At 66.6% G+C, this 22,981-nt stretch carries 18 protein-coding genes and 1 pseudogene; 3 read left to right on the forward strand and 16 right to left on the reverse strand.

Annotated features, from left to right (window positions below; all coding sequences use genetic code 11):
* Positions 1-2: 2 nt before the first annotated feature.
* From ACMT1E_RS03575 to ACMT1E_RS03585, 3 genes are all read right to left on the reverse strand, one after another.
* Positions 3-2,051 (reverse strand): hydantoinase/oxoprolinase family protein, encoded by a 2,049-nt coding sequence (locus ACMT1E_RS03575; RefSeq protein WP_414902318.1) that lies wholly within the window; start codon positions 2,049-2,051, stop codon positions 3-5.
* A gap of 17 nt (positions 2,052-2,068) precedes the next feature.
* Positions 2,069-2,995 carry a hydroxymethylglutaryl-CoA lyase gene (locus ACMT1E_RS03580; RefSeq protein ID WP_414902319.1) on the reverse strand — a complete coding sequence of 309 codons (927 nt, stop codon included), beginning with the start codon at positions 2,993-2,995 and terminating at the stop codon, positions 2,069-2,071.
* An 86-nt stretch (positions 2,996-3,081) separates the two neighbouring features.
* A complete protein-coding gene (locus ACMT1E_RS03585; protein WP_414902320.1) occupies positions 3,082-3,738 on the reverse strand; it encodes a GntR family transcriptional regulator in 657 nt (218 codons plus the stop codon).
* Between the two features lie 146 nt (positions 3,739-3,884).
* On the opposite strand from ACMT1E_RS03585, the gene ACMT1E_RS03590 reads away from it, so the two are divergent.
* Positions 3,885-6,386 (forward strand): TonB-dependent receptor, encoded by a 2,502-nt coding sequence (locus ACMT1E_RS03590; protein WP_414902321.1) that lies wholly within the window; start codon positions 3,885-3,887, stop codon positions 6,384-6,386.
* Between the two features lie 38 nt (positions 6,387-6,424).
* Here the strand turns inward: ACMT1E_RS03590 and ACMT1E_RS03595 are convergent, their stop codons facing one another.
* The 8 genes and pseudogenes from ACMT1E_RS03595 to ACMT1E_RS03630 all read right to left on the reverse strand — a co-directional run bounded on the left by ACMT1E_RS03595 (position 6,425) and on the right by ACMT1E_RS03630 (position 15,581).
* Complete coding sequence (locus ACMT1E_RS03595) at positions 6,425-8,314, reverse strand: tetratricopeptide repeat protein (protein WP_414902322.1); 1,890 nt, start codon at positions 8,312-8,314, stop codon at positions 6,425-6,427.
* Positions 8,315-8,323: 9 nt separating this feature from the next.
* Positions 8,324-8,419, reverse strand: a pseudogene (locus ACMT1E_RS03600) (PEPxxWA-CTERM sorting domain-containing protein); the annotation flags it as partial.
* Positions 8,420-9,574: 1,155 nt separating this feature from the next.
* Positions 9,575-9,949 carry a monovalent cation/H(+) antiporter subunit G gene (gene mnhG / locus ACMT1E_RS03605; protein ID WP_414902323.1) on the reverse strand — a complete coding sequence of 125 codons (375 nt, stop codon included), beginning with the start codon at positions 9,947-9,949 and terminating at the stop codon, positions 9,575-9,577.
* Positions 9,946-10,227, reverse strand: coding sequence for a K+/H+ antiporter subunit F (locus tag ACMT1E_RS03610; protein WP_414902324.1), 282 nt, complete (start codon positions 10,225-10,227; stop codon positions 9,946-9,948). The genes mnhG and ACMT1E_RS03610 overlap by 4 nt, the downstream gene beginning before the upstream one ends.
* Positions 10,224-10,712 carry a Na+/H+ antiporter subunit E gene (locus ACMT1E_RS03615; protein WP_414902325.1) on the reverse strand — a complete coding sequence of 163 codons (489 nt, stop codon included), beginning with the start codon at positions 10,710-10,712 and terminating at the stop codon, positions 10,224-10,226. Before ACMT1E_RS03615 ends, ACMT1E_RS03610 begins: the two co-directional genes overlap by 4 nt.
* Positions 10,709-12,328: a monovalent cation/H+ antiporter subunit D gene (locus ACMT1E_RS03620; RefSeq protein ID WP_414902326.1), complete on the reverse strand. Its 1,620-nt coding sequence runs from the start codon at positions 12,326-12,328 to the stop codon at positions 10,709-10,711. Before ACMT1E_RS03620 ends, ACMT1E_RS03615 begins: the two co-directional genes overlap by 4 nt.
* A complete protein-coding gene (locus tag ACMT1E_RS03625; RefSeq protein WP_414902327.1) occupies positions 12,325-12,669 on the reverse strand; it encodes a Na+/H+ antiporter subunit C in 345 nt (114 codons plus the stop codon). Before ACMT1E_RS03625 ends, ACMT1E_RS03620 begins: the two co-directional genes overlap by 4 nt.
* Positions 12,669-15,581 (reverse strand): monovalent cation/H+ antiporter subunit A, encoded by a 2,913-nt coding sequence (locus ACMT1E_RS03630; protein ID WP_414902328.1) that lies wholly within the window; start codon positions 15,579-15,581, stop codon positions 12,669-12,671. Before ACMT1E_RS03630 ends, ACMT1E_RS03625 begins: the two co-directional genes overlap by 1 nt.
* 99 nt (positions 15,582-15,680) lie before the next feature.
* Here ACMT1E_RS03630 and ACMT1E_RS03635 point away from each other — a divergent pair, with 99 nt between their 5' ends.
* Positions 15,681-15,989 carry a helix-turn-helix domain-containing protein gene (locus tag ACMT1E_RS03635; RefSeq protein WP_414902329.1) on the forward strand — a complete coding sequence of 103 codons (309 nt, stop codon included), beginning with the start codon at positions 15,681-15,683 and terminating at the stop codon, positions 15,987-15,989.
* Positions 15,990-16,014: 25 nt separating this feature from the next.
* On the opposite strand, the gene ACMT1E_RS03640 is transcribed toward ACMT1E_RS03635, so the two are convergent.
* Both ACMT1E_RS03640 and ACMT1E_RS03645 read right to left on the reverse strand, forming a co-directional pair.
* Positions 16,015-18,408: a protein kinase domain-containing protein gene (locus ACMT1E_RS03640; protein ID WP_414902330.1), complete on the reverse strand. Its 2,394-nt coding sequence runs from the start codon at positions 18,406-18,408 to the stop codon at positions 16,015-16,017.
* Positions 18,401-18,961 (reverse strand): ECF-type sigma factor, encoded by a 561-nt coding sequence (locus tag ACMT1E_RS03645; protein ID WP_414902331.1) that lies wholly within the window; start codon positions 18,959-18,961, stop codon positions 18,401-18,403. The genes ACMT1E_RS03640 and ACMT1E_RS03645 overlap by 8 nt, the downstream gene beginning before the upstream one ends.
* Before the next feature lie 368 nt (positions 18,962-19,329).
* Between ACMT1E_RS03645 and ACMT1E_RS03650 the strand changes: the two genes are divergently transcribed.
* Entirely contained in the window at positions 19,330-20,100 is a 771-nt protein-coding gene (locus ACMT1E_RS03650) for a FadR/GntR family transcriptional regulator (protein ID WP_414902332.1), read from the forward strand.
* On the opposite strand, the gene ACMT1E_RS03655 is transcribed toward ACMT1E_RS03650, so the two are convergent.
* The 3 genes from ACMT1E_RS03655 to ACMT1E_RS03665 all read right to left on the reverse strand — a co-directional run bounded on the left by ACMT1E_RS03655 (position 20,087) and on the right by ACMT1E_RS03665 (position 22,918).
* Entirely contained in the window at positions 20,087-21,865 is a 1,779-nt protein-coding gene (locus ACMT1E_RS03655) for a DUF4231 domain-containing protein (RefSeq protein ID WP_414902333.1), read from the reverse strand. The genes ACMT1E_RS03650 and ACMT1E_RS03655 overlap by 14 nt on opposite strands.
* Positions 21,866-21,943: 78 nt before the next feature.
* Positions 21,944-22,687, reverse strand: a complete 744-nt coding sequence (locus ACMT1E_RS03660) for a DUF72 domain-containing protein (RefSeq protein ID WP_414902334.1) — start codon at positions 22,685-22,687, stop codon at positions 21,944-21,946.
* A gap of 9 nt (positions 22,688-22,696) precedes the next feature.
* Positions 22,697-22,918, reverse strand: a complete 222-nt coding sequence (locus ACMT1E_RS03665) for a hypothetical protein (protein ID WP_414902335.1) — start codon at positions 22,916-22,918, stop codon at positions 22,697-22,699.
* Positions 22,919-22,981 lie beyond the last annotated feature (63 nt).

Genomic DNA, 22,981 nt, shown 5'->3' on the forward strand with positions numbered 1-22,981 from the left:
CTTCAGGCCGGGTTGATCAGGATATTGCCGACATGGTCGACCCGGCCGATGTGGCCGGATTCGATCAGCGTCGTCGAATCCATCTCGACGATGATGGCAGGGCCGGGGATGCCGTCTCCGGCGCGGAGCCTGGCGCGGTCGTAAATCACCGCCGGCTGGGTGCGGCCGTCCATCCACAGTTCGTGGTCGCGCAGCTTCGCGCCCGACGGATCGCCGTCGCCCTCCGGAATCTCCGGGGCGGGCAGGGCGAGCGGCGGCCCCATCGCCACCGCGCGCAGGTTCACCAGTTCGTGCGCAGTATCCATGTTGAAGGTGAACAGCCGGCGGTGTTCCTCGTCGAACCGGCGGGTGATGCCGGCCAGTCCGTCGCGCCGCAACGTATCGGCGTCGATCGCCAGCGGCACCTCGAACGCCTGGCCTTCGTAGCGTACGTCAATTTCGAACAGGCTGGTAATCGCGGTGTTATCGATGCCCTCGGCGGTCAGCTCTGCGCGGGTCTGTGCCGCCATTTCGTCGAGCAGGGCAAGCACCTCCGCCTCCCGCGTGTCGGCGAAGCGGCGGGAGAAGCTGCGCGCGGTTTCGGTCCGCATCCGCGTCGTCGCGTCGCCGAGTGCGCACAGCACGCCGGGGGACACCGGCGCTACCGCCGGCCAGCTTCCCATCAGCCGCGCCACCGCGTTGACGTGGAGCGGCCCGGCGCCGCCGAAGCCCATCAGCGCGAAGTCGCGCGGGTCATAGCCCTGCTGCACGGAAATCATCCGCAGCGCGCCGAACATGTTCTCGTTGACGATGTCGATGATGCCGCGCGCCGCTTCGAACAGGCCGATGCCAAGCGCGTCGGCGATCGTCTGCACCGCGGTGCGGGCGCCGTCGCGGTCGAGCTTGAATGTGCCGCCGAGCAATGCCTCCGGCAGGTAGCCAAGCACGACATTGGCGTCGGTGACCGTCGGCAGCGTGCCGCCCCGGCCATAGGCGACAGGGCCGGGGGCGGCCCCGGCCGATTGCGGACCGACACGCAGCGCACCGGTCAGCTCCGGCACATAGGCGATCGACCCGCCACCGGCGCCGACGGTCTTCACGTCCAGCGACGAAGCGCGGACCGACAGGTGGCCGACCTCCGTCGTTCGCACCCGGCGCGGCTCCAGATTCTCGATCAGCGCGACATCGGTCGATGTGCCGCCGACGTCGAGGGTCAGGATGTTGTTCAACCCGGCGTGGCGGCCGACCCACAGCGCGCCGGTGACGCCGCCGGCCGGACCGGACATCAGCAGGGAGACCGGGTGTTCTTCCGCCTTTTCCGACGACATAAGCCCGCCATCGGAGCGGAGCAGGGACAGGGTGCCGGCAACCCCGGCGTCGCGCAGCCGGCCGCGCAGATTGTGAACGTAGCGACCGACGACCGGGCGCACCGCAGCGTTGGCGACGGTGGTCAGCGTGCGCTCATACTCCTGCATCTCGGGCAGGACCTCGTGGCTGAGCGAGATCGGGATGTCGGGCATCACCTCTCGCGCGATTTCCGCCACACGGCGTTCATGGGCGCCGTTCAGATAGGCGTTGATTAGCGACACGGTGAGCGCGGTCACGCCTTGCGCCTTCAGCGCTTCGAGGCCGGCGCGGATGTCGGCGTCGTTGACCGGGCGGACCTCGTTGCCCTGCGCGTCCATCCGGCCTTTGACTTCGACCGTATCTTCCAGCGCGGCGAGCGGCTCCGGCTTCGGCCAGACGATCCACCCCGCCAGACCGCCGGGCACATAGCTGCGCGCGATCTGGAGGATCTGGCGATAGCCCTCCGTCGTCACCAGCCCGACGCGCGCGCCTTTGCCTTCCAGCATCGCGTTGGTCGCGACGGTGGTGCCGTGCAGGAAGGTGCGGACGGCACTGGGCGCGATGCCGGCGGCGGCGCAAACCGCCTCGACCCCGGTCAATATGCCTTCCGAACTGTCGTGCGGTGTCGACAGGGTCTTATGTCGCCAGAACGCGCCGCTGCCTTCGTCGAGCAGCAGAAGGTCGGTGAATGTCCCGCCGACATCGACGCCCAGACGATAGGCCATGGACTATATCCTCTCTCTTATGGGGTGGCGGGGCGTGGGAATGCCCCGGCCTTGCCAACCATGCCCGGCAACGGCTTGCCGATCACGCCGGTGAACCAGTCAGCCGTGCCGATCAGCCGGTCGAGCCCCAGCCCGGTGCCGACGCCTGACCGTTCCAGCATATAAACGACATCTTCGGTCGCGACGTTGCCCGCCGCGCCGGGGGCGAAGGGGCAACCGCCCAACCCGCCGAGCGACGCGTCGACAATGCCGGCGCCGGCATTCACCGCTGCCCAGACATTGGCGATGCCGGTGTTGCGGGTGTTGTGGAAATGAACGCGCACCGGCACCGGCGCGATCGCGCGCACCACCCTGTCGACCAGCCGCGCGACGGCATCGGGCACCGCGACGCCGATCGTGTCGGCCAACGCCACTTCCCGTGGGCCGGCACGGGCGGCCTTCTCCGCCATAGCGACGACATGGTCCTCGTCGACTTCGCCTTCGAACGGGCAGCCGAATGCCGCGCCGATGGTAATCTGGCTCGAACGCCCCGCCGCATGCGCCGCCGCGACGATCTGTGACGCGACGTTGAGCGACTCCGCGCTGGTCTGGCCCTGATTGCGCATGGCGAAGCCGTCGGTGGCGACGCAGACCGCCCCCAGTTCGTCGATGCGGGTGGCAAGCGCTCGTTCGGCGCCGCGCATATTGAGGACCAGGCCGATATAGGTGGCGTCCGGGCGTTCCGGCAGCGCCGCCGCCACCGCTTCCGCGTCGGCCATCTGCGGCACCCGACGCGGGTTGACGAAGCTTGCCACCTCTATCCGCCGCACTCCGGCGGCGAGCATCCGCTCGATCAATGCGACCTTGTCGGCAGTCGCGACCAGTGCCGCCTCATTCTGCAAGCCGTCGCGCGGCCCGACCTCAACGATCTCGACTGTGGCGGGGGGCTGGCGCGCGCTGGGCATTCGGCGGGTCTGGTCCACGATTAATTGCTGCGTTGTTTGTATACAAATCGTCCGCGCGGCGGGTCAAGCGCCGACCGGGGCGTCGGTCACCGCTTGCCCGGCCGCTGATGGAAAGCGTCGTGATAGGCATGGAAGGCGCGGCGGATATGTGAAGTCATCACCGCGCGCGCCCAATCCGGGTCGCGACGCCGAAAGGCGATGATCAGCTCGTCATGTTCGGCGCGCGATTGCTGAATCTGGCCACGGTCATATTGCCGCGCGGTGCGTGCAACCACCGGCTGCTCGACAATCCCGGCCAGCAGATCGGCCAGGCGTTCGGAACCGGCGCCTTCGACGACGATCGCGTGAAAGGCGCGGTTGTGGTCCAGGAATGCGGGCACATCCGGCGGATTTGCCTGTGCGGCGGTATCGATTGCGCGATTATGGCTGCACAGCTGTTCGATTGCGGCTTCGCTGATGTGCAGGGCGGCACGCGCCGCGGCGTGGCCTTCCAGCATACTGCGCAGCACAAACCCTTCCTCGATCTCGTCAAGCGACCATTCGGCGACGAAGGTGCGCTGCGATTCGTTACGGCGGACGTAATGCTCGCCCTCCAGCCGGCGCAGGGCGTCGCGAACCGGCGTCCGCGAAACGCCGCAGGCGGCGGCAAGCTGTTCCTCGCGTAGCTGGGCGCCGGGAACCAGCGAGCCGTCGAGGATCGCGCCGCGTATATATTGATAGGCCCGGTCGGACGCCTTCGTCATGCTGCCCTCCACGCTCCCCCATGCGATGCCATCACGGACGCTTGACGATGGCTGTTTGTATACAATACTGTTCCGCCTGACAGACGCAAGGCTATGGAGCACGCGCGCAACCCGGCGTTCACGCCGGGGCCATCGGAGGGGGAGGCATGATGTCGATCAACGGGCCTGGATTCTTTCTTGCTGGTGTTTCGCTGCTTGCCGCTGCCGCTCCGGCGATGGCGCAGGGAGAGTCGGCCGGTGCCGCGGTCGCCGACAGTGGCGAGATTGTCGTCACCGCCCGCCGCGTATCCGAAACCCTGTCGCAGGTGCCGGCGTCGATCACGGTGTTGACGACCGACACGCTGACCCGCGCGAATATCCAGAAGGGCGAGGATTTCGTAAAGCTGACCCCCGGCGTCACCATTGTCACCAACACCGCCGACGCCGGTGACACGCAAATCAATATTCGCGGTATCAACGGTGCGCGCGACGCGGAAAGCTCGGTGGCGCTGGTCGTTGACGGCGTGCTGAAAACCAATACCGCCCAGCTCAACCAGGACCAGGGCACGCTGCGTCAGGTCGAGATACTGAAGGGCCCGCAGGGTGCGCTTTATGGCCGCAACGCGGCGGCCGGCGCGATCGTTATCCAGACCGTCAGACCGACAGACCAGTTCAGCGGCGCTTTTCAGGCCAGCTACGCGAACGAGAAGACGGTCAGCGCGAGCGGGCATATAGCGGGGCCTCTTGGCTCCGGCATCGGCTTCGTCCTGTCGGGCGACTACCGGACGACGGACGGCTTCTACCGCAATCTGCTTCTCGACCGGAAAGTGGTCGACGATCAGGAGGCGTGGAACGTCGACGGACGGATTCTCGCCGAAGTCGGCGATGCGACAACGATCGACCTGAAAGCGCGTTACGGCGAGCTTCACGGCGCGTCGATCAACTTCAATTCGTCGTTCCATATCCCTGCTCTGGGCGGCGCCTTCTATGAGGATGTCAACGCCCATCCGTTCCGCTTCTATTCGAACATCCGCCCGACCAACAATCAGAAGACGGTCGAGGCGTCGATCAAACTCGATCATGATTTCGGGCCGATGACGCTGAGCGCCTGGGTGCTGTACAGTAACATTAAGAACAATCTGACCGCCGATGGCACGTCCGCCGACTTCGCCCGCTACATCGCCGCCGCGAGCGCGGATGGCGCGGCGGCGGTCAACAGTTGCTTCGCGTCGACCGCGGCGCTGACCGGTTTTCCGGTCAATCCGCCCGGCATGATCGGTCAGATTCCGGTGCCGTTCATCTTCGCGCCGGCGAATGGTTCGGTATTCGGCGCCTTTTCGCCGACTACCTGCGACGGCACCCAGTACCAGCAGCGCGACCAGCGCGACATCAGCGGCGAAATCCGCCTGGCATCGAACGGCGACAACCAGTTCAACTGGCAGCTTGGCGGCTATTATCTGCATATCAACCGCACGACTGCGGTCAGCCTGGGTGGCGATACGGGGCAGGGGATGATCCCCGGATTCTATAACCCGCCCGGCTCGATCAATCCGACATCGCAGCTGTTCGCCGACAAGTTCCGTACCAACGTCTATGCCGCCTTTGCGTCTGGCCAGTTCAAGTTCAGCGACACCGCGAACCTCGGTGTCGCTGTCCGCTATGACATCGAGCAGCGTCATGCCCGCAATCTGGTGCCGATGGAGATCGATCCGTTCACCGGCGGGCCGATCAACCCGGGGCAGGTGAATGGTCCGATCGGGCCGAAAAGCACCACCTTCAAGCAACTTGAACCCAAGATCACCTTCCGCTGGGCGATGGCGCCGCAGGCGAACTTCTTTGCCAACTGGGGCGTTGGTTTCAAATCGGGCGGTTTCAACAACCAGGGATCGGCGGCGATCGTCGATCAGAATTTCAACGTGGCGCCGATCAACGCCGGGGTGCTGATCAACGATCAGTTCCGCAAGGAACGCTCAAGCGCTTTCGAAGCCGGTTTCAAGGGCCGGATTGGGCCGGTTAACTACAACCTTGCCGGTTACTACACTCGCGTCCGCGACATGCAGTTCTTCGAATTTTTCGTCGGCAGCTTCGGTCTGCTCCGTGTTGTGTCGAATATCGACCGGGTTGACATCAAGGGCGCGGAACTGAACGTTGATGCGAAGCTGGTCGACGGCTGGACGGTTTTCGGCGCGTTCAACGTCACCGATTCCGAAATCAAGAAGAACCAGTCGCGCCCGGATACCGTCGGCAACAAATCACCCTACACGTCGACCTACACGATTAACCTCGGCACCCAGATGGTCGCGCCGGTGCGTGACGATCTCGATCTGGTGTTCCGCGCCGACTACCGTATTACCGGCCCAACCTGGTTCCACACTGTCCAGAATCAGGAAAAGGCAACGATCTTCAGCGCGTTGCTGCCGATTTCCGCACTGCAGTTGCCGGCGGAGGTGGGTAACGCGGTGTACGATGTCAACCGGCGCGCGGCGTTCGGGGTGCTCGATCTGCGCTTCGGGCTGGAAGGCCGCAACTGGCGCGCGACGGTGTTCGCCAACAATTTCCTCAACCGAAAATATCTGAACGAGGTCATCCCGGCGATCGAATTCGGTGGCTCTTTCATCTCGCCCGGTTCGCGCCGGCTATGGGGGCTGGAAGTCGGGTATAAATTCTAGGCTAAAAAAGGGGGCGGCGGCGTCGGGTTTCGGTGCCGCTATCGCCCCTCCATCCCGGCGCAGGCCGCCGCCATCGTCCGGGTGTAGTTCGCGTCCCGGCCCAGCGTTTCTCCCAGAATACGCAGACCGGCGGCGCAATCGGTCCGCGCTTCCGCCGTGCGCCCGGCGCGTTGGAGAATCGTCGCGCGGTTGACCAGCAGGTCACCGTGGTTGGCGTGGAGCCTGCCGTAGCTGACATCGTAATTATGCCGGGCGTCGTCGAGAATGCGGAGCGCCGCGTCGGTGCGCCCGCGTTCGGATTCGACCAGCGCCAGATACACCTCGGCGATGCCGATCAGGTAATGCGGGCGGCCAAAGGCGCGGCGGTAGATCGCGATCGCCTGATCCAGCGATTGCCGCGCTTCCGCCAGCCGCTTCTGCCCGTGAAAGATCTGCCCCTGCATCGACAGCGCGTCAGCGATCGTTCGATTGTCCGGGTCGAGGACGGCGCGCTCTATCGCAAGGGCGTTGGTGATATAGCCGCCCGCTTCGTCCAGCTTGCCTGCCATGAAGGCGTTCTGCGCCAGGCTGAACCAGCTTTGCCCGGTCGCCAGATGCCGCGGGCCGAGCGCCTGCTGGTTAATCGCCAGCGCGGCGCGCAGCGAGCGCTCCGCAGCGTCGAACTGGCCGTCGTCGGCAAGCAGCAGTCCCCGGTTCTGCAGCGTCGTCGAAATCTTCGCCGGCGGGGTGTCGGGCGTGGCGCGGTATAGCGCGAGCGCCTGGTCGAAGGCGGCGACGCCGCGCCGCGTGTCCCCGCCGGCGGTGTGGATCATGCCTTCGATCACGGCGGCGCGCGCGGTCTGGTCCGCGTCGCGCGCGGGCGCGTTGGCCAGTGCGGTGCGCGCCTGCGCAACCGCGGTCCGCGCCGCGTCCAGCTGGCCCAGTTGAAGATATGTGGTGGCAAGTGTCAGGCGAGCGCTGGCCCCGTCGGCGCCCGCCCGTTGGATCGCGGGCATCGAGCGCTGGATCGTTCCGCGCGCCTCCTCGAACAGGCCAAGATTATTGTAGGCCTGCCCCAGCGTCGACACCAGCCGCGCCTGCACCACCGGCTGGCCCACCAATTCGCGCCGCGCTCGCGCCGCGCCGCGATCGAGGATGGTGAGGGCGGATATCGTGCGCGGGTTCTCGGTCGCCGGATTCGACAGGGTGAAGGTGTCGATCAGATAGTCGGACGCAGCACGGGCGGTGGCTGCCTCGCGCTCCGCCACTAGCCGTTGCTCGTTCGCCTCGATCCGCCGGTTATTGGCGTAGAGTGCAAGCGCCGAGGTCAGCAGCATGCCGGCGCTCGCCGCGCCGGCGGCGATCATCAGCCGCCGCATCCGCCGCTGGGTTTCGCGCTGGACCAGATCGTCGAGCGACAGGCCGGTCAGCCCGGCGATCAGCTTGAGCGCCGCCAGCCGCTTGCCGTCCGCTTCGGCGCGCAGATCGGCGGCAATCGGCTCGGTCGGTTGATCCGACACCACGCCGTCGATGAGCCTGAAGCGCAGGGCGGGCGGAAAACACTCCTGCGCGGCGGTGTCCGGCGCGGCGGAGGCATAGGGTTCGCCGGCCACGATCAGCGCCAGAACGCGTTGTTCGCCGTGCATGCGCTTGAAGGTGGCGATTTCCTCGTTGACCCAGGGCGAGCGCGCCGAGGCCGGCGAGCAGATGACGATTAAGAACAGCGATTGTGTCAGCGCGGCTGTGATCGCCTCGCCCAGATCCGCCGCCGCCGACAATTCGTCGCGGTCGCGGAAGATCGGCGCCAGCCGCGCCGGGACCGGGCCGGCCGCCGTCACCCGGCCAACCAGCTTTGACGGGACGCGATAGGTTTCAAGCCTGCGGTGAAGCCAGGCCGCAACGCGCTTGTCGCGATGACTGTAGCTCAGGAACGCGCGGTAGCGTGGCACCGCGGACGATCAGGTGGCGAGGGCCGCGCGCCGCCTGCGCATGGCGCCGATCATTCCGAAGCCGGCGATCAGCATCGCCCAGCTCGCCGGTTCCGGCACGCCGGAGGCCAGTTGATAGGACAGCACGCCGTTCTTGAAGCTGGGCAGTTCGAAGGCGAAGCTGCCAAAGTCGAGCGAGCCGTTGTCGCTGGCATCGAGCGTGCTGAAACTGCGCATCATCGCGGGATTGGTACCGCCGCCGCGCCCGATCGGGTCACCGAAGGAACTATACGCGATGATGCAGGCGGTGGTCAGTTGCTCAAAGCATTGCGAACGGGAGAAGCTTGTCACCTCCGTCTCGTAGGTGAGGGTGGAGGATTGGCCGGGCTGGAGCAGGACGCTGTCAGGGAAGGCGACCAGAATATTCGTCGTGTCCCAGGCGAAGCCGAAATGCTTGTCGCTGCCCGGGGCCGACGTCATCTGAAAGCCGCTCAGCGCCAGCGCCGCGGCGTCGAGGTCGCTGACCAGAACATTGGCGCCCGAAGCCGTATCATGGACCAGCGCCACGCTGCCGGACAGCTCGTAGATTGTCGCACCCTCGCCGGTTATCCGGAAGGAAAAGGACGCTCCGGCCAGAACGTCGCCGACCGGATCGCGGCCGTCGACGACGAAATCCTGAAAGGTACGGAAATCGCCAGGAAAACTCCCGCCGGGGCCACAGCCATTCAGGTTCTGCAGGCAGTCGGCGCCGACGAACACGCCCAGCCCCGCCGGGGTGATCGTCGAGTACAGTTCCGGCCGCACTGCGGTGCTGCCGTCATTTGTGAAGCTGATGTCGATGATGGTGCGCGATTTTGCATAAGTATAGCTGCCGCCCGCGGCATTGCCGTTCTGGAATTCGACGACACCCACGCCGACATTTGCGGTCGAGGCAAAGCTTGCGCCTGAACCGAATCCGAGACTGCCACTTTGTTCGCCGATCTTGTGGCCAGTATACTGACGAATGTCGGGATTGCCCTCGACATCCGGTCGGAACTGCAAGGTTGCGCTGGCTTCGGTAATCACGCCGGTGACTTGTGCGGATAGTGGCGCCGGCGCGGCGATACCGCCGAACAGACAAGACGCAACGATAACCGTTGACGCGCGCATGACGAAGTCCCCCTGGGCGGGAGAGGTTATAGGAAACCACCTGTTAATCAAGGTGTGAATGCTGGCCGCTGATCGGCCGTTTTCCCACCGAGGGACAGTATCACTTCAGGCGGATCGTTCGCTTGCTCCGGGTCAGGCCGGCAGGTCGGTGTCGCCTTTCTTCCGGGTGCCCGCCGCCTCCGCCGCGACCTGTTCCTCGCGGTCGCGATAGAGCGCTGCGCGGGCGAGCAGCATCAGCGTGACCGGCGTCGTCGCGGTGACGAACAGCGCGATCAGTATCTCGTGCAGCACCGGGCGCGCCTGGAGCACCGAAAAGCATAGCGCGGAGGCGACAAGGATGCAGGCCATGCCGGCGGTGGTCCCCAGCGTCGGCGCGTGGGCGCGCTGGTAGAAAGTACCAAGCCGTAGCAGGCCGACCGATCCGGTCAGGGTGATGGCCGCGCCGAGCAGGACGAGAGTGCCGACAATGATCGCCGCCCATGCAGGCAGGTCGGGCGCCTGGATCATTCGATAACCTCCCCGCGCATCAGGAATTTCGCCAGCGCCACCGTGCTGGCGAACCCAAGCAGCGCGATCACCAGCGCCGCTTCGAAATAGAGGGGGCGTCCGGTCTGGATGCCGAAGGTCAGCAAAAGCAGCATCGCGTTGACGTAAAGCGCGTCCAGCCCAAGGACCCGGTCCTGCGCGCGCGGCCCCTGCGCCAGTCGCCATGCGGCGCAGGCCATGGCGAAGCCGAGCAGCACCTGCGCGGCGGTGATGGCGAGGGCGAGTAACAGGCCGGTCATTCGAAAATGTCCATCAGCAGACGTTCGTAGCGGTTCTTGATCAGCGTAATCAGCGCATCCTCGTCGATCAGGTCGAGGACGTGGATCAGCACGCTGCGCTGGGCGGGGTCATAACGCATCCACAGCGTCCCCGGCGTTGCGGTGATGATGATCGCCAGCATGGCCAGCCCGTAACGGTTGCGCATGTCGAGCGGCAGGTTGATGAAACCGGAAGCGCGCGGCCTGGTCGTCTGGAACAGGACGATCCGCGCGACCGCAAGGTTGGACCGGACGATGTCGACGAGCACGATCACCGCCAGCCGCGGAATGGCGCTCGACAGACGGATCCGCAACGGCAGCGGGCGCAGTGCTGACAGCCCCTTGGCGGCGATCAGCGCGACCAGCGTGCCGATCAGCAGATGGCCGGGCGACAGCGACTGGTTGAACAGCAGCCAGAGCAGGACGAGCGCGGCGATAAGCCAGGGATGGGGCAGCCGGCGGCTCATGGTGCAATTGCCCCGTCGCCGGCACGTGGCGCGTCGAGCGCCGCGCTGGTGTAAAGCGCCGCGTCGCCCAGAGTCCGGGCCGCCCGCTCGATATATTCCATGACCGCGCCGGCCTGAACCATCAGCGCCAGGCAAAGGGCAAGCAGAATGCCGATCGGGATCGCCTCGACGATGCTGAGTTGTAGCTGGGGCCGTTCGGTCGGCGTCCAGATCAGGTCGATGCCGGCGCGGGTCATCGCCACCACCGTGGCCAGCCCGGACAGGATGATCAGCGTGATCAGTGCCCACACCGTCGGCGGCACGGCGCCATCGCCACGCAGCAGGCCGTCGATGATCGCGAATTTTGCGATGAACCCGGACAGCGGCGGCAGGCCCGATAGCAGCAGGGCGCAGAAGATGAAGCCGCCGCCGAGCACCGCGAGCGTTGCCGGAATGGCGATGCCGATCTCGTCCTCTTCCTCTTCCAGCGCGCCGATATACTCATCTTCAAAGACGGGCTCGGCAATGGCCTGCGCGACCTCGTCCTCTCCGCCGCGTCCGATCGGCTCGATGATCAGGTAGAAGGCACTGACAGCCAGCGTCGAACTGACAAGGTAGAATAGTGCCGCCGCCACAACCGTCGACTGGCCGGTGCCGAGCGCGGCAAGCAGGATTCCGGTCGAAATCAGCACGTAATGCCCGGCCAGCCGCACCAGCGTCTGCGACGACAGCACGCCCAACGTGCCGTAGAGGATCGTCGCCAGCCCGCCGAATAGCATCCATTCATCGGCGAAATCCGCCGCCCGGCCGGCGCCGTCGCCGAACAGCAGCGTCGTCAGCCGCAGAATCACGTAAATCCCGACCTTGCTCAGTATCGCGAACATCGCCGCAACTGGCGGCGCGGCGGCCGCATAGGTCCCCGGCAGCCAGAAACACAGCGGCCACATGCCGGCCTTGACCAGAAAAGCGATGCCAAGGATCGCGGCGCCGCCTTCGAGCAGCATCAGGTCTTCGCGCGGTACCAGCGGAATGCGGGCGGCGAGGTCGGCCATGTTGAGTGTGCCGGTGACGCTGTAGATCAGGCTGACGCCGATCAGGAACAGCAGCGACGTGGCAACATTGATCGCGACATAATGCAGCCCCGCCCTGGCCCGGTCCGTGCCCGACCCGTGGAGGACAAGGCCGTAAGACGCCGCCAGCAGCACTTCGAAGAACACGAAGAGGTTGAAGATGTCGCCGGTCAGGAAGGCGCCGTTCACACCCATCAGCAACAGCAGGAACAGCGCGTGGAAGCGCGGCCCGGCCCGGTCCCATCGCGCCATCGAATAGAACAGGGACGTGAAACCCAATACGCTGGTCAGCAGCAGCATCAGCGCGGACAGGCGGTCGACGACCAGAACGATGCCGAATGGGGCGGGCCAGTCGCCGAGCAGATAGACCAGTGGCGCCGCGGCGACGCCATAGGGGTCGGTCGCGCGCAGAAGTATAATCGCGATGGCGAGAAGTGCGCCGGTTGTCGCGAAGCTCATCCAACGCTTCAGCTTGCGGCGGCGTTCGTCGAATAGCAGCATCGCCGCGCTGACCACCAGCGGCAGCAGGATCGGCGCGATCACCAGATGGGCAGCCCAGCCGCTCATTGGTCGCGGTCCTCGCCATCGACATGGTCGGTGCCGGTCAATCCGCGCGAGATCAGCAGCATGACAAGCAGCAGCGCCGTGGTTGCGAAGGCGATGACAATCGCCGTCAGCACCAGCGCCTGCGGCAACGGGTCGGCGTAAAGGCTTGCGTCGACGCCGTCGCCTTTGGCGATGATCGGTGGCGCGTCGGTGCGGAGCCGACCGGTGATCAGAATGAACAGATTAACCGCATAGGATATAAATGACAGGCCAAGGATAACCTGAAACGTTCTGGGGCGTAGCAGCAGCCAAACCCCGGATGCGGTCAATATGCCAATGGCGAGGGCGATGACCATTTCCATCAGGCGCCCTCCTCCTTATCCGTCGCGGGGCGCGATGGTCTGGGAACCCGGATCGACTGGTGGGCGAGGGCGATCAGCACCACCACCGTCGCGCCGACGACCAGCGCGAACACGCCGATGTCGAACAGCAATGCGCTGGCGACCGGAATGGTGCCGAACAGCGGGAGGTCGACATAGCGGAAATAGGAGGAGAGGAACGGATAGCCCAACAGCCATGCCCCGGCGCCGGTTACCGTCGCCAGCAACAGACCGATGCCGATCCAGCGCAGCGGGCGGATGATCAGTTGCGCTTCCACCTGACGGGCGCCCTTCGCCATATACTGGATCAGGATCGCGATCGACATCGCGATCCCGGCGGCAAAGCCGCCGCCCGGCGCATCATGGCCGCGCAGCAGGATGTAGATGGCGAAGACGATGATGATGGGGAAGGATATCTCCATCATGATACGCGGAATCGCCAGATAGTCCGCCACCGTGTCGCCGATCTTGCGGTCGGCGTGGGCGTCGTCGAACGCATTCTGCACCCGTTGCTGAACCGGTGCCTTGACGCTTTCCGGCGCCGGGCGGAACCGGCGCAGCAGCGAGAAAACGGTCAGCGCGACAATGCACAGCACCGTGATCTCGCCGAGCGTATCGAAGCCGCGGAAATCGACGAGGATGACGTTGACGACATTGGTGCCGCCAGCTTCGGTGTAGGACCGTTCGAGGAAATAGCGGGAAATGCTGTCGGGCGGTGGCCGTGTCATGATCGCATAGGCGATCGCCGCCATGCCGAGGCCGGCGGCGATCGCGATCGCCAGATCGGACGACCGCCGCAGCAACACGCTGGGCGGCCAGCGGTTGCCGGACCACATCTCCGGCAACCGCTTCGGCAGCCAGCGAAGGCCGAGCAGCAACAGCACCGTGGTAACGATCTCGACCAGCAACTGGGTGATGCCCAGATCGGGCGCCGACAGCCAGAAGAAGGTGATGCAGGTGGCGAGCCCAGAACCGCTCATCAGGATCAGTGCGGCGAGCCGGTGGTATTTGGCCTGCCACGCGGCGCCGATGGCGCAGGCGCCGCCGATCAGCCATACGATCGCGAAGGCGGGATCGACCAGCGTGCCGGGCGCCTGCCCCAGGCTGTAGCCGAAATGGACGAACGGCAGGCCGCCGGCGACCAGCGCGATGCACAGCAGCACCCGCAACTGCGCCTGCAGCCGCCCGGTGCCGACGACCGCCTCGCACGCGCGCGCGCCGGCGACGATCGCGCTCATCACCGCCTCGAACGTCTTGCGGCCCTTCAGCCGGCCGACAACAGGCGAGGACTTAGCTTCGTTCAGCGGCTTGCGGTAGATCAGGTAAAGGATGGTGCCGCCGACAAGCGCGACGAGGCTCATCATCAGCGGCCGATTGAACCCGTGCCAGATCGCCAGGCTATAGGCCGGGGTCTGATCGCCAAGGATGGAGCGGACGGCGGTGGCGAGATACGGCCCGATGGTCAGCGTCGGCAGCACGCCGACGACAAGGCAGGCGAGCACCAGAATTTCCACCGGCAGGCGCATCCACGGTGGCGCCTCTCCGGGCACGCGCGGAAGATCGGTCGGTGGCGGGCCGAAGAAGGTCTGGTGAATGAAGCGCAGCGAATAGAGAACGGCGAAGGCGCTCGCTACCGTCGCCAGATAAGGCAGGGCTTCGTCGATATAGGTGCCGCTGTGTTCGGCCAGCGCTTCGGCGAGGAACATTTCCTTCGACAGGAAGCCGTTGAGCAGCGGCACCCCCGCCATCGCCGCCGCCGCGACCATCGCCAGCGTCGCGGTGATCGGCATTGCGCGGTAGAGACCGCTCAGACGGCGCAGATCGCGGGTGCCGGTTTCGTGATCGATGATGCCCGCCGCCATGAACAGCGACGCCTTGAATGTCGCGTGGTTGACGGTGTGGAAGATCGCGGCGACCAGGGCGAGCGGACTGCCCAAACCTAGCAACAAGGTTATCAGGCCAAGATGACTGATCGTCGAGTAGGCGAGCAGGCCCTTCAGATCCTGTTGGAAAATTGCCGACCAGGCGCCGACAAGCAAGGTGGCAAGGCCGGTGGTGGTGACGAACAGATACCATTCGTCGGTACCGGACAGCACCGGCCACAGGCGCATCAGCACGAAGATGCCGGCCTTCACCATCGTCGCGGAATGCAGGTATGAGGAGACGGGCGTCGGCGCCGCCATCGCGTGCGGCAGCCAGAAGTGGAACGGCACCTGCGCGCTTTTGGTGAAAGCGCCGATCAGGATCAGGATCAGCGCCGGCGTGTAGAGGCCGTTGGCGCGGATGCGGTCGCCGGACGCGAGGATCGTGTCGAGGTCGTAGCTGCCGACGATCCGCCCGAGCAGCAGCACGCCGACCAGCAGGCAGACGCCGCCGGCGGCGGTGACGACCAGAGCGATGCGGGCGCCGTCGCGCGCGCTCTGGTTATGGTGCCAGTAGCCGATCAGCAGGAAGGAAAAGAGGCTGGTCAGTTCCCAGAAGAACACGAGCTGGATCAGGTTGCCCGACAGGACGACGCCCAGCATTGATCCCATGAACGCGAGCAGGAACGAAAAGAAGCGTGGTACCGGGTCGGCCGGCGACATGTAGTAGCGGGCGTAGAGGACGACGAGCGCGCCGATGCCAAGGATCAGGAAAGCGAACAGCCAGGCCAGCCCGTCGAGCCGGATCTGCAGATTCAGCCCGAGCGAGGGGAGCCATTGAATCTGTTCGCGCACCACCCCGTCGCCGGACAGGGACGGATAGAGCGCGATCAGGATCGCAAGGCCGACCACGGCGATTGTTCCGGCCAGCCCCGCCGCGGCGTTGCGCGCCCAGGTCGGCAGGAAGGCAGCGGCCAGACTGCCCAGAAACGGTAGAACGAACAGGATGAAGAGCGGCCATTCTTCGAACATCGGCTATGGCTGCGCTTCGGAGTGCATCGTCGACCTTTGACTCTTGCTGGATTCCGGCCATTATGGTTGACTTTGCTGTCCCAAGGCAAGAGGCCAATCATGATATTGTTGCCTGAGCAATGTCGCGCCGCGCGCGGGTTGCTCAACTGGACGCAAGCGCAACTGGCCTGTTCGGCCGGCATATCCCGCAGCACAGTGCGGGATTTCGAAGGCGAGCGACACGAACTGCACCGCGGGACCGAGGATCGACTGATCCGCGCGCTGGAGGCGGCCGGTGTCGCGTTGCTGCCGCCGGGGTTCGAGGGGCCGGGCGTGCGGCTGCGATGCGACCGGGGCGCGTCGGCAGCATCAGAGGCGATACCGGACCAGGCCGAGCGCCGGACAGGGGGGCGGGCATGGGGCGCCTGAACGGCTGAGTTCGCGCCCGCCTTGCCTATCGATCCAGTATCTTAGGCCAGTCGGCGCGGCGGGGGGCACCGTCGCAATAGGTGGCGATCAGGCGGGTGAGCTTGGGCAGGCTGGTCGTGCGGTCATAGCCGCTCAACTGCCCGGTTCCGGCGAATTGCCCGTAAATTGCGCCGGATTCCCGCCAGTTTCGGCAGGCGCCGGCCAGATCGCCGCCGTTGTAATGGTTGACGCCCAGCGTTTCGAGCGCGGATGCCATGCTGCGCCGGGCGCCGGGCGCATCGCCGGCGCGCGTGACGAGGGTGCGATGGGCGGCCATCACTTCCGCTTCCACCGCGTAGCTTTCGGCAAAGCGGCCGGTGTCGGCAAGAACCTGCGCATAGATTTCGCCGCACAGCGCGATCATCTGTGCGCCACCGGCATCGCCGGGGTCGCGGGCCGCAACGGCGCGGGCCAGTTGCATCGCTTCGCTGATCGCGGCGAGCGCGTCCGCGTCACGGCGGTTGGCGCGGTGGACGACGGCGCTGTACCAGAGCGATATCGCCAGCTTCCGCCGGAAAGACGGATCGTCCGGGTGGTGTTTCAGCACGCCGCGGTTGAGCGCGACCGCGCGTTCCAGCGCGCCGCGCGCCTCGTCCGCCCGCCCGGTACGGTGCAGGTTTTCGCCGAGCAGGCGCAGATTGGCGGAGAGCGAAGCGGTCACCTGCTTGTCCGCCTGCAATTCCGGGGGCAGCGCGCGGATGAACTCCTCCGCCCGCCTGTGGCCGATCGCGGCGGCGGCGAAATCATTGTCCCAGTTATAGCTTTCCGCCTCTGCCTGCAGCGCGACGGCCAGTTGCCGTGCGGTATCGACGTCGGGCGGCCGGATTGATTCCAGCAATTGCCGTGCGGCGACCGCCTGCCGGCGGGCAATCGCGATCGCGTTGTTGTTGTAAAGGTTGACCCCGGCCTGTTCGACCAGCAGCTTTGCATAAGCGCGCCGCGCGTCGACATCGTCCGGCTGGGCCTCGTAAAGCGGCTTCAGGATCGATTCCGCGCGGACGAGCAGGGCGTTGGCGTCCTGATACCGGCCGAGTTGCCCGGACTGGCCGCTGCCGGTCACCTGGGCGAGGCGCAGGAAGCCAAGTCCAGCCTCCTGCCGGACATCGGCGGGTGCGCGCGGCATTGCGGCCAGCGCCTCCAGATAGGTCAGGCTGGACTGAACCAGTGTCTGGCGCGCCTGCGTCGTGCCGCTGACCGCGCTGACCTGATCGAAGGCGTCGAACAGCATCGTCCGGGCGATCGCCCGGGTCTGGGCAAAGCGGCGGTCGGCCTCGGCGCGGGCGGCCTGCGCGCGGATATTGGCGAGAACAATCATCGTCACCGCGCCGATCACCAGCAGCGCCGCTATCGCTGCCGCCCCTACGCCGATCGGGTGGCGGGCCGCGAATTTGCGCGCGGCATAGGGCCAACCGGCGTCGAGCGCCGCGATCGGCCGGTTGCCGCGCCAGGCGGCGACATCGGCACGCAACGCTTCCGCCGTCGGGTAGCGGGCGGACGGGGTGTCGGCGGTGGCGCGGGCGACGATGGCCCGGCGTTCCGGCGCGTCGTCCTCCACCAGCCGTTCGAGCAGCCGGCCGAGCGAGAAGATGTCCGCCGCCGTCGTCGTTTCACCGCCGGCCAGCCGTTCCGGGGCGGCGAAACCGGGCGTCAGGCTGAGGCTGCCGACCGGGCTGCCGATCGGGCGTTCGCCGTCACCGTCGAGCGTCCGTGGGCGGGCGATGCCGAAATCGATCAGCTTTACCGTGCCGTCGCGGGTAACCAGCACGTTGGATGGAGTGATGTCGCGGTGGACGATCAGGCTGTGATGGGCAAAGGCGACCGCGCCGCAGACATCCTCGAACAGGCGGAGGCGGGCGCCGCGGTCGAGCGCGTTATCGCGGCAGTAGGCGAGGATCGGTTCGCCATCGACCAGTTCCATGATGATGTAGGGCGCGCCGTCCTCCGTCGCGCCGCCGTCGTAAAGCCGGGCGATGTTCGGGTGCTCCAGCCGGGCTAGTGTCTGGCGCTCGCGCTCGAACCGCTCGATCAGGCGGTCTGACAGCAGGCCGGGCTTGATCAGCTTGACCGCGGCCTGATGGGCGAAGTCGCCGCGGTCGCGCTCGCCGCGATAGACGGCGCCCATGCCGCCGCGACCGATCTTCTCGACGATGCGGTAGCTGCCGACCCGTTCCGGCAGCCGTTCATCCTCGACCGCATCGACCGCGCCGCCGGTTTGCAGAGCGGTCATCCGTTCGGCGGCGAGCGTTGCCCTGACCCGGCGGAGAACGGTTTCCGGTTCGTGGGTTTGCGCGTCGACCCAGCGGTCGCGCTCACGCGCGGGCACGTCGGCCAGCGCCTCCAGCAGGCGTAGGACCCGGCGCTCCGTCCCCGGATCAGTCACCGAACGCCGGGTTGATCAGCGCATCCGCCAGCCAGGCGCGCGCGGCGAACCAGCGGCGCTTCACGGTCGCTTCCGACACGCCGTAGACGGCGGCGATATCGGCGAGGGTCATGCCGCCGAAATATCGCATCTCCACCAGTTCAGCGAGCTTCATGTCATATGTCCCCAGCCGCTTAAGCGCATCTTCGAGGGCAATCAGGTCATGGCGCTGGACGCCTTCGATGCGGGTGGTCAGCTCCACCTTGAAATGGCGGCGCTTGCCGGCCTGCTTCGCGCGGGCATGGTCGATCAGGATGTTGCGCATCAGCCGCGAGGCGAGAGCGAGGAAATGGGCGCGGTCGTTGATACCGATATTGCCTTGCCGAACCAGACGCAGCACCGCGTCGTTGACCAGATCGCCGGTCGACAGCGATGCATTCTGTTCGCCACGCAGCTGGGCGGCGGCGATTTGCGACAGGGCGGGGTGGAGCAGCGCGACAAGCCGGTCCCGCGCGGCGTCGTCACCCTGCCGCCAGGCCGCGAGCAACCGCTGGGAACTATCCATGTCGGCCATTATCACCCCCTGGTCGGCCGGGCAGAGCTATGGAAGCCGAACGGATTCGGCAAGCAAGAAGCGCGATGCCGTAGCGGCCGTGCCGTTTCGAGACCGACGGCATGGGCCACCCAAGCGTGGAGGAAGCGCACGCTGGCCGGTCTGGCCGGGGCGCGGGCCGCCAGCGGATTGAAAAGGCGGGCCTTGTCGCCTTCGGCGGGTGCCGTCGACATCGGCTGAACACCCGGTCGATGACGCTGCATGTGTTCTCGCAGGGCGAAATCCGCGCAACTGCACCTTTCTCCACTGGCATTTTTGGCGGAAATACGCCTATTCCATGCGCGCGAGCGGCTGGTGAATACGCCGGGGATCAGATTTTAGGGGTGGGTATGAACAAGGGCTGCTTGGGTTTGGGTGCCGCCGGGCAGGGCCGGACGCGGGCAAAGCGCCTGCATGGCACCATTGCCCATAATCTGGGCGTTGCCATTGTCGGCGGGCGCTATGCGCCGGGCGACACTCTGTCCGGCGAGATCGCGTTCAGCGAACATCTGAAGGTTTCGCGCAGCGCCTATCGGGAGGCGATCCGCATCCTGTCCGCCAAGGGGCTGGTCGAAAGCCGGCCGAAAGCGGGTACCCGGGTCAGCCCGCGCAGCATGTGGAACATGCTTGATCCGGACGTGCTGGCCTGGGCGTTCGAAAGCGAGCCGAGCCAAACGTTCGTCCGCGACCTGTTCGAACTTCGGCTGATCGTCGGGCCGCAGGCGGCGGCGCTGGCCGCCGAACGCCGGACCGGCCAGCAGCTTTCGCGGATGGGGCACGCGCTTGAGCGGATGGCGGAGTTTGGCCTCGCCACCACAGAGGGGCGCGAGGCGGACCAGCAATTCCACCACGCCGTGCTGGAGGCGACGGGCAATGAGCCGCTGATCTCTCTGTCGAGCACGATCCGCGCCGCCATTGGCTGGACCGTGGTGTTCAGGCAACGGGCGCGGGGGCTGTCGCGCGACCCGCTGGAAGAGCACCGGCTGCTTTACGACGCGATCGCCGACGGGAGCGCGGTGGCAGCGGAAGCGGCGATGCGCGCGCTGATCCGGCGGACGATGGCCGATACCGACATGGCGCCGGACGATGCGGAGCCCGTCGCCCGGCTCAGGACGGGATAGCCAGTTTGCGGTGGGTGTAGGTCGACCGCCATTCGCCCAGATCGGCCAGCATGATCGCGGCCGCCTGTTCGGTGGCGCGGGCGGCGAGCGAGTGGTCGAGCGCGTCGGCGCGCAGCATCGCCGCGACCTGTTCCAGCCGGCGGGCGGTTTCGGCTGAGCGGCCGGCGGTGCCCGCGAAGTCCCCCGCGCCGCGGATGCCGAAGATGCCGGCGCCGAGAGTCGGAAAGGCGGCGGACAGCATGCCGAGGACCGGCGCGACCTCTTTCGTTGCCTGATAGGCGAAGACAAGGCCGCCGAGCGTGCCGATGCCGGTCAGGATGGTCAGCGCGAACAGCGCCATGCCCAACCGGTGCAGCCGGTGGTCGAGCCGGTGCATCCGTTCGGCCGAGCGGCGGTTGTAGACGACCTGATCGTCCAGTTCGTGCGCCGCGACATGCCGGGCGAGGCGGGTCAGGGCGCCGGTGCCGTCCAGCGTCGGCGGCACGCCAAGCGTGCGCCACAGCGCCTGCACATACCAGTCCGTCCAGCGGCCGTTGCCGCTGCGCGCGCGCAGCGCGAGGTTACCGGCGCCGAGCAGCTTCAGGCTGCGTAGTGGGCGCAACTGTTCGGCAAGGAAGCGATAGTCGAGCCAGCGCCGGTGCCATTCGCGGCGCGTGCCATAGGCGGTATTGACGATAATCGCGGCGATGACGACCAGTTCGGCGACCAGCAGATACAGCTTCTGCCCTGGCAGCAGCCCGGCGATCAGTGACAGCAGCACCGCGAGCGCGGCACCGGCGAAATTCAGGACGACGCCGCTGCGGAAGACATTGGCATAATGCTGGGCCAGCCCGTCGGCCCAGGCAAAGGCGGATTCGAGCCTGTCCATGCCGGCAACCGGGCCGCAGGTCGCCTCCGCCCCGTGCAGATAGGCGGCCCAGTCGCTTCGGGCGACGTCGGCGTAAGGTTGGCCGCGAAAGCTGGAGCGGCGCAGCGGCTGGATGCCGACGGATGCCAGCATCAGCGCCCATTCCGGGCGCCAGCGGATGCGCTGTTCCGTCTCGGCGAGGAAAGTTTCCAGTTCCGGGCCGTCGGCCGGCGGAGCGATGAGCGCGCGGAGCAGTCCCTCCAGCGCGGCATCGTCGAGCGGGCGCTGCGGTGCTTCGTCCCGCCGCAGGAAATCCGACGCCATCGCGCCGAAGCCGGGCCACAGGATGCGGGGGCCGCCCGGCGCCTTGCCGGTCGGCAGGTGGATGACCGGCACGCCCCGGCGCACCGCTAGGTCGAGGATATCGGCGGTGCCGCCGCGGCCGCGCGCATCCTCTCCATTCCACGCGGCGACCAGTATGTCGCACTGCGCGACGGTCGCTTCGCCGGCGAGGATGTAGCCGTGCGGGCCGTGGCTGCGCAGGCCCGGCAGGGCATAGACCGCCGTCGCCTTGTCGAGCAGGGCATGAAAGGCGGTAAGCGCCGGCCCCTTGAAATCCTCCGCATAGATGGCGGGTGGGAAAGGCAACACCGCGTGCAGGGAAAAGCCGTGGCGCAGTGCCGCCCCGGCGGCCGCCTGATCGGCGCCCTCGGCGAGCGGCGACACCATGGTCAGCGCCGGCGGCCGCGCGCCGAACAGCGCGGCGTGGTCGCGGCCGATACCGGCGGTGATCCGGGCGATGGTGGCGAGCAGCGCGTCGAGCGCGGTATCGAGCGCGGCGCGTTCCGCCGCCGTCAGCGACCGATGCCCGGTGATACCAAGGCTGAGCGCGAGTTCCGGGCGTGGCGGGTGGGTCACGCCGCCACCGTTATCAGCCCGCGCGGCCGACGGCGAGAGCAAGCTGCGGAAAGCGCGTGGAAAGATGGGCCATGCCGTTCAGCGCCCGACCAGTCCGATCAACGCCTGCGCGGCGGCGGGCGCGCGGATTTTCGCTCCGTTGATCATGAAAGCGAGCACGTCGCCATGGGATGCCGAGCCGCGCAGGCGATCGGCGATGCCGGCCAGTTCGCCGGCGTCATAGCCGGTATCGACAGCTTCGCGCGCAGCCTGAAACCGGGCATAGGTGAAGCCGCCGGAGGCTTCATCGATGGTCGGCGCGTCCGGCTTGTCGGCGTAGACGATGGCGACGCCGGCCTGGCGCGCCAGTGCGTAAAACGCCGGGTCGACAAAGCTTTCATGCCGCACCTCGACCGCGTGGCGCAGCTTCAGTCCGCCGACACTATCGGGCAGCAATGCCAGGAAGGCGCCGAAATCGACGGGGTCGAACGGCTTGGTCGCCATGAATTGCCACAGGATCGGCCCCAGCTTGTCGCCCAGTTCGGCGATGCCCTGACCGACGAATTTGGCGATCGAGCCTTCCGCCTCTGCCAGCACCCGGCGGTTGGTGCAGAAGCGCGACGCCTTCAGCGCATAGACGAAACCGTCCGGCGCCGCTTCCGCCCATTTGGCGAAGGTCGCTGGGGTCTGGCTGCGGTAATAGGTGCCGTTCACTTCGATCGCGGTCACCGCGCGGGTGGCGAAGGTGATTTCCTGGCTATGCGGCAAGCCTTCGGGAAAGAAGGTGCCGCGCCAAGGTTCGTAGGTCCAGCCGCCGATGCCGATGCGGATAGTGCCGGTCATGCCCCCGGTTTAATGCAGATTGCGGGCATAGGCGAGCGCGTCGAGCATCTTGCCCCCGGCCATGAACACCGCACCGGTGCAGGCGAGAAACAGCAGCTTGCCGCCCCAGCCGGGATATTGGGTGATGTAGACATGGCCGCGTTCGACCGCGCCGACCGCCAGCGCGTAGATCACGATATAAGCTTCGAAACGGGACTTGATGGTGAAGAGGCGGGCAATCCTGGCAAACATGCCAATGCCGTAGCAAGGAGCGGGCCAGAACGATGGCCCGGCGAGTCGCCCCCGATCATCGTG

This window comes from Sphingomonas flavalba, assembly GCF_047553045.1.
In the GTDB taxonomy this organism is placed as follows: Bacteria; Pseudomonadota; Alphaproteobacteria; order Sphingomonadales; family Sphingomonadaceae; genus Sphingomonas_L; species Sphingomonas_L flavalba_A.

Coding starts and splice junctions, on each gene's coding strand:
- ACMT1E_RS03580 (WP_414902319.1), bottom strand. CDS start 2,995: ATGCCCAGCGCGCGCCAGCCCCCCGCCACAGTCGAGATCGTTGAGGTC.
- ACMT1E_RS03590 (WP_414902321.1), top strand. CDS start 3,885: ATGATGTCGATCAACGGGCCTGGATTCTTTCTTGCTGGTGTTTCGCTG.
- ACMT1E_RS03620 (WP_414902326.1), bottom strand. CDS start 12,328: ATGAGCGGCTGGGCTGCCCATCTGGTGATCGCGCCGATCCTGCTGCCG.
- ACMT1E_RS03610 (WP_414902324.1), bottom strand. CDS start 10,227: ATGACCGGCCTGTTACTCGCCCTCGCCATCACCGCCGCGCAGGTGCTG.
- ACMT1E_RS03660 (WP_414902334.1), bottom strand. CDS start 22,687: ATGACCGGCACTATCCGCATCGGCATCGGCGGCTGGACCTACGAACCT.
- ACMT1E_RS03615 (WP_414902325.1), bottom strand. CDS start 10,712: ATGAGCCGCCGGCTGCCCCATCCCTGGCTTATCGCCGCGCTCGTCCTG.
- ACMT1E_RS03635 (WP_414902329.1), top strand. CDS start 15,681: ATGATATTGTTGCCTGAGCAATGTCGCGCCGCGCGCGGGTTGCTCAAC.
- ACMT1E_RS03585 (WP_414902320.1), bottom strand. CDS start 3,738: ATGACGAAGGCGTCCGACCGGGCCTATCAATATATACGCGGCGCGATC.
- ACMT1E_RS03630 (WP_414902328.1), bottom strand. CDS start 15,581: ATGTTCGAAGAATGGCCGCTCTTCATCCTGTTCGTTCTACCGTTTCTG.
- ACMT1E_RS03650 (WP_414902332.1), top strand. CDS start 19,330: ATGAACAAGGGCTGCTTGGGTTTGGGTGCCGCCGGGCAGGGCCGGACG.
- mnhG (WP_414902323.1), bottom strand. CDS start 9,949: ATGATCCAGGCGCCCGACCTGCCTGCATGGGCGGCGATCATTGTCGGC.
- ACMT1E_RS03665 (WP_414902335.1), bottom strand. CDS start 22,918: ATGTTTGCCAGGATTGCCCGCCTCTTCACCATCAAGTCCCGTTTCGAA.
- ACMT1E_RS03575 (WP_414902318.1), bottom strand. CDS start 2,051: ATGGCCTATCGTCTGGGCGTCGATGTCGGCGGGACATTCACCGACCTT.
- ACMT1E_RS03625 (WP_414902327.1), bottom strand. CDS start 12,669: ATGGAAATGGTCATCGCCCTCGCCATTGGCATATTGACCGCATCCGGG.
- ACMT1E_RS03645 (WP_414902331.1), bottom strand. CDS start 18,961: ATGGCCGACATGGATAGTTCCCAGCGGTTGCTCGCGGCCTGGCGGCAG.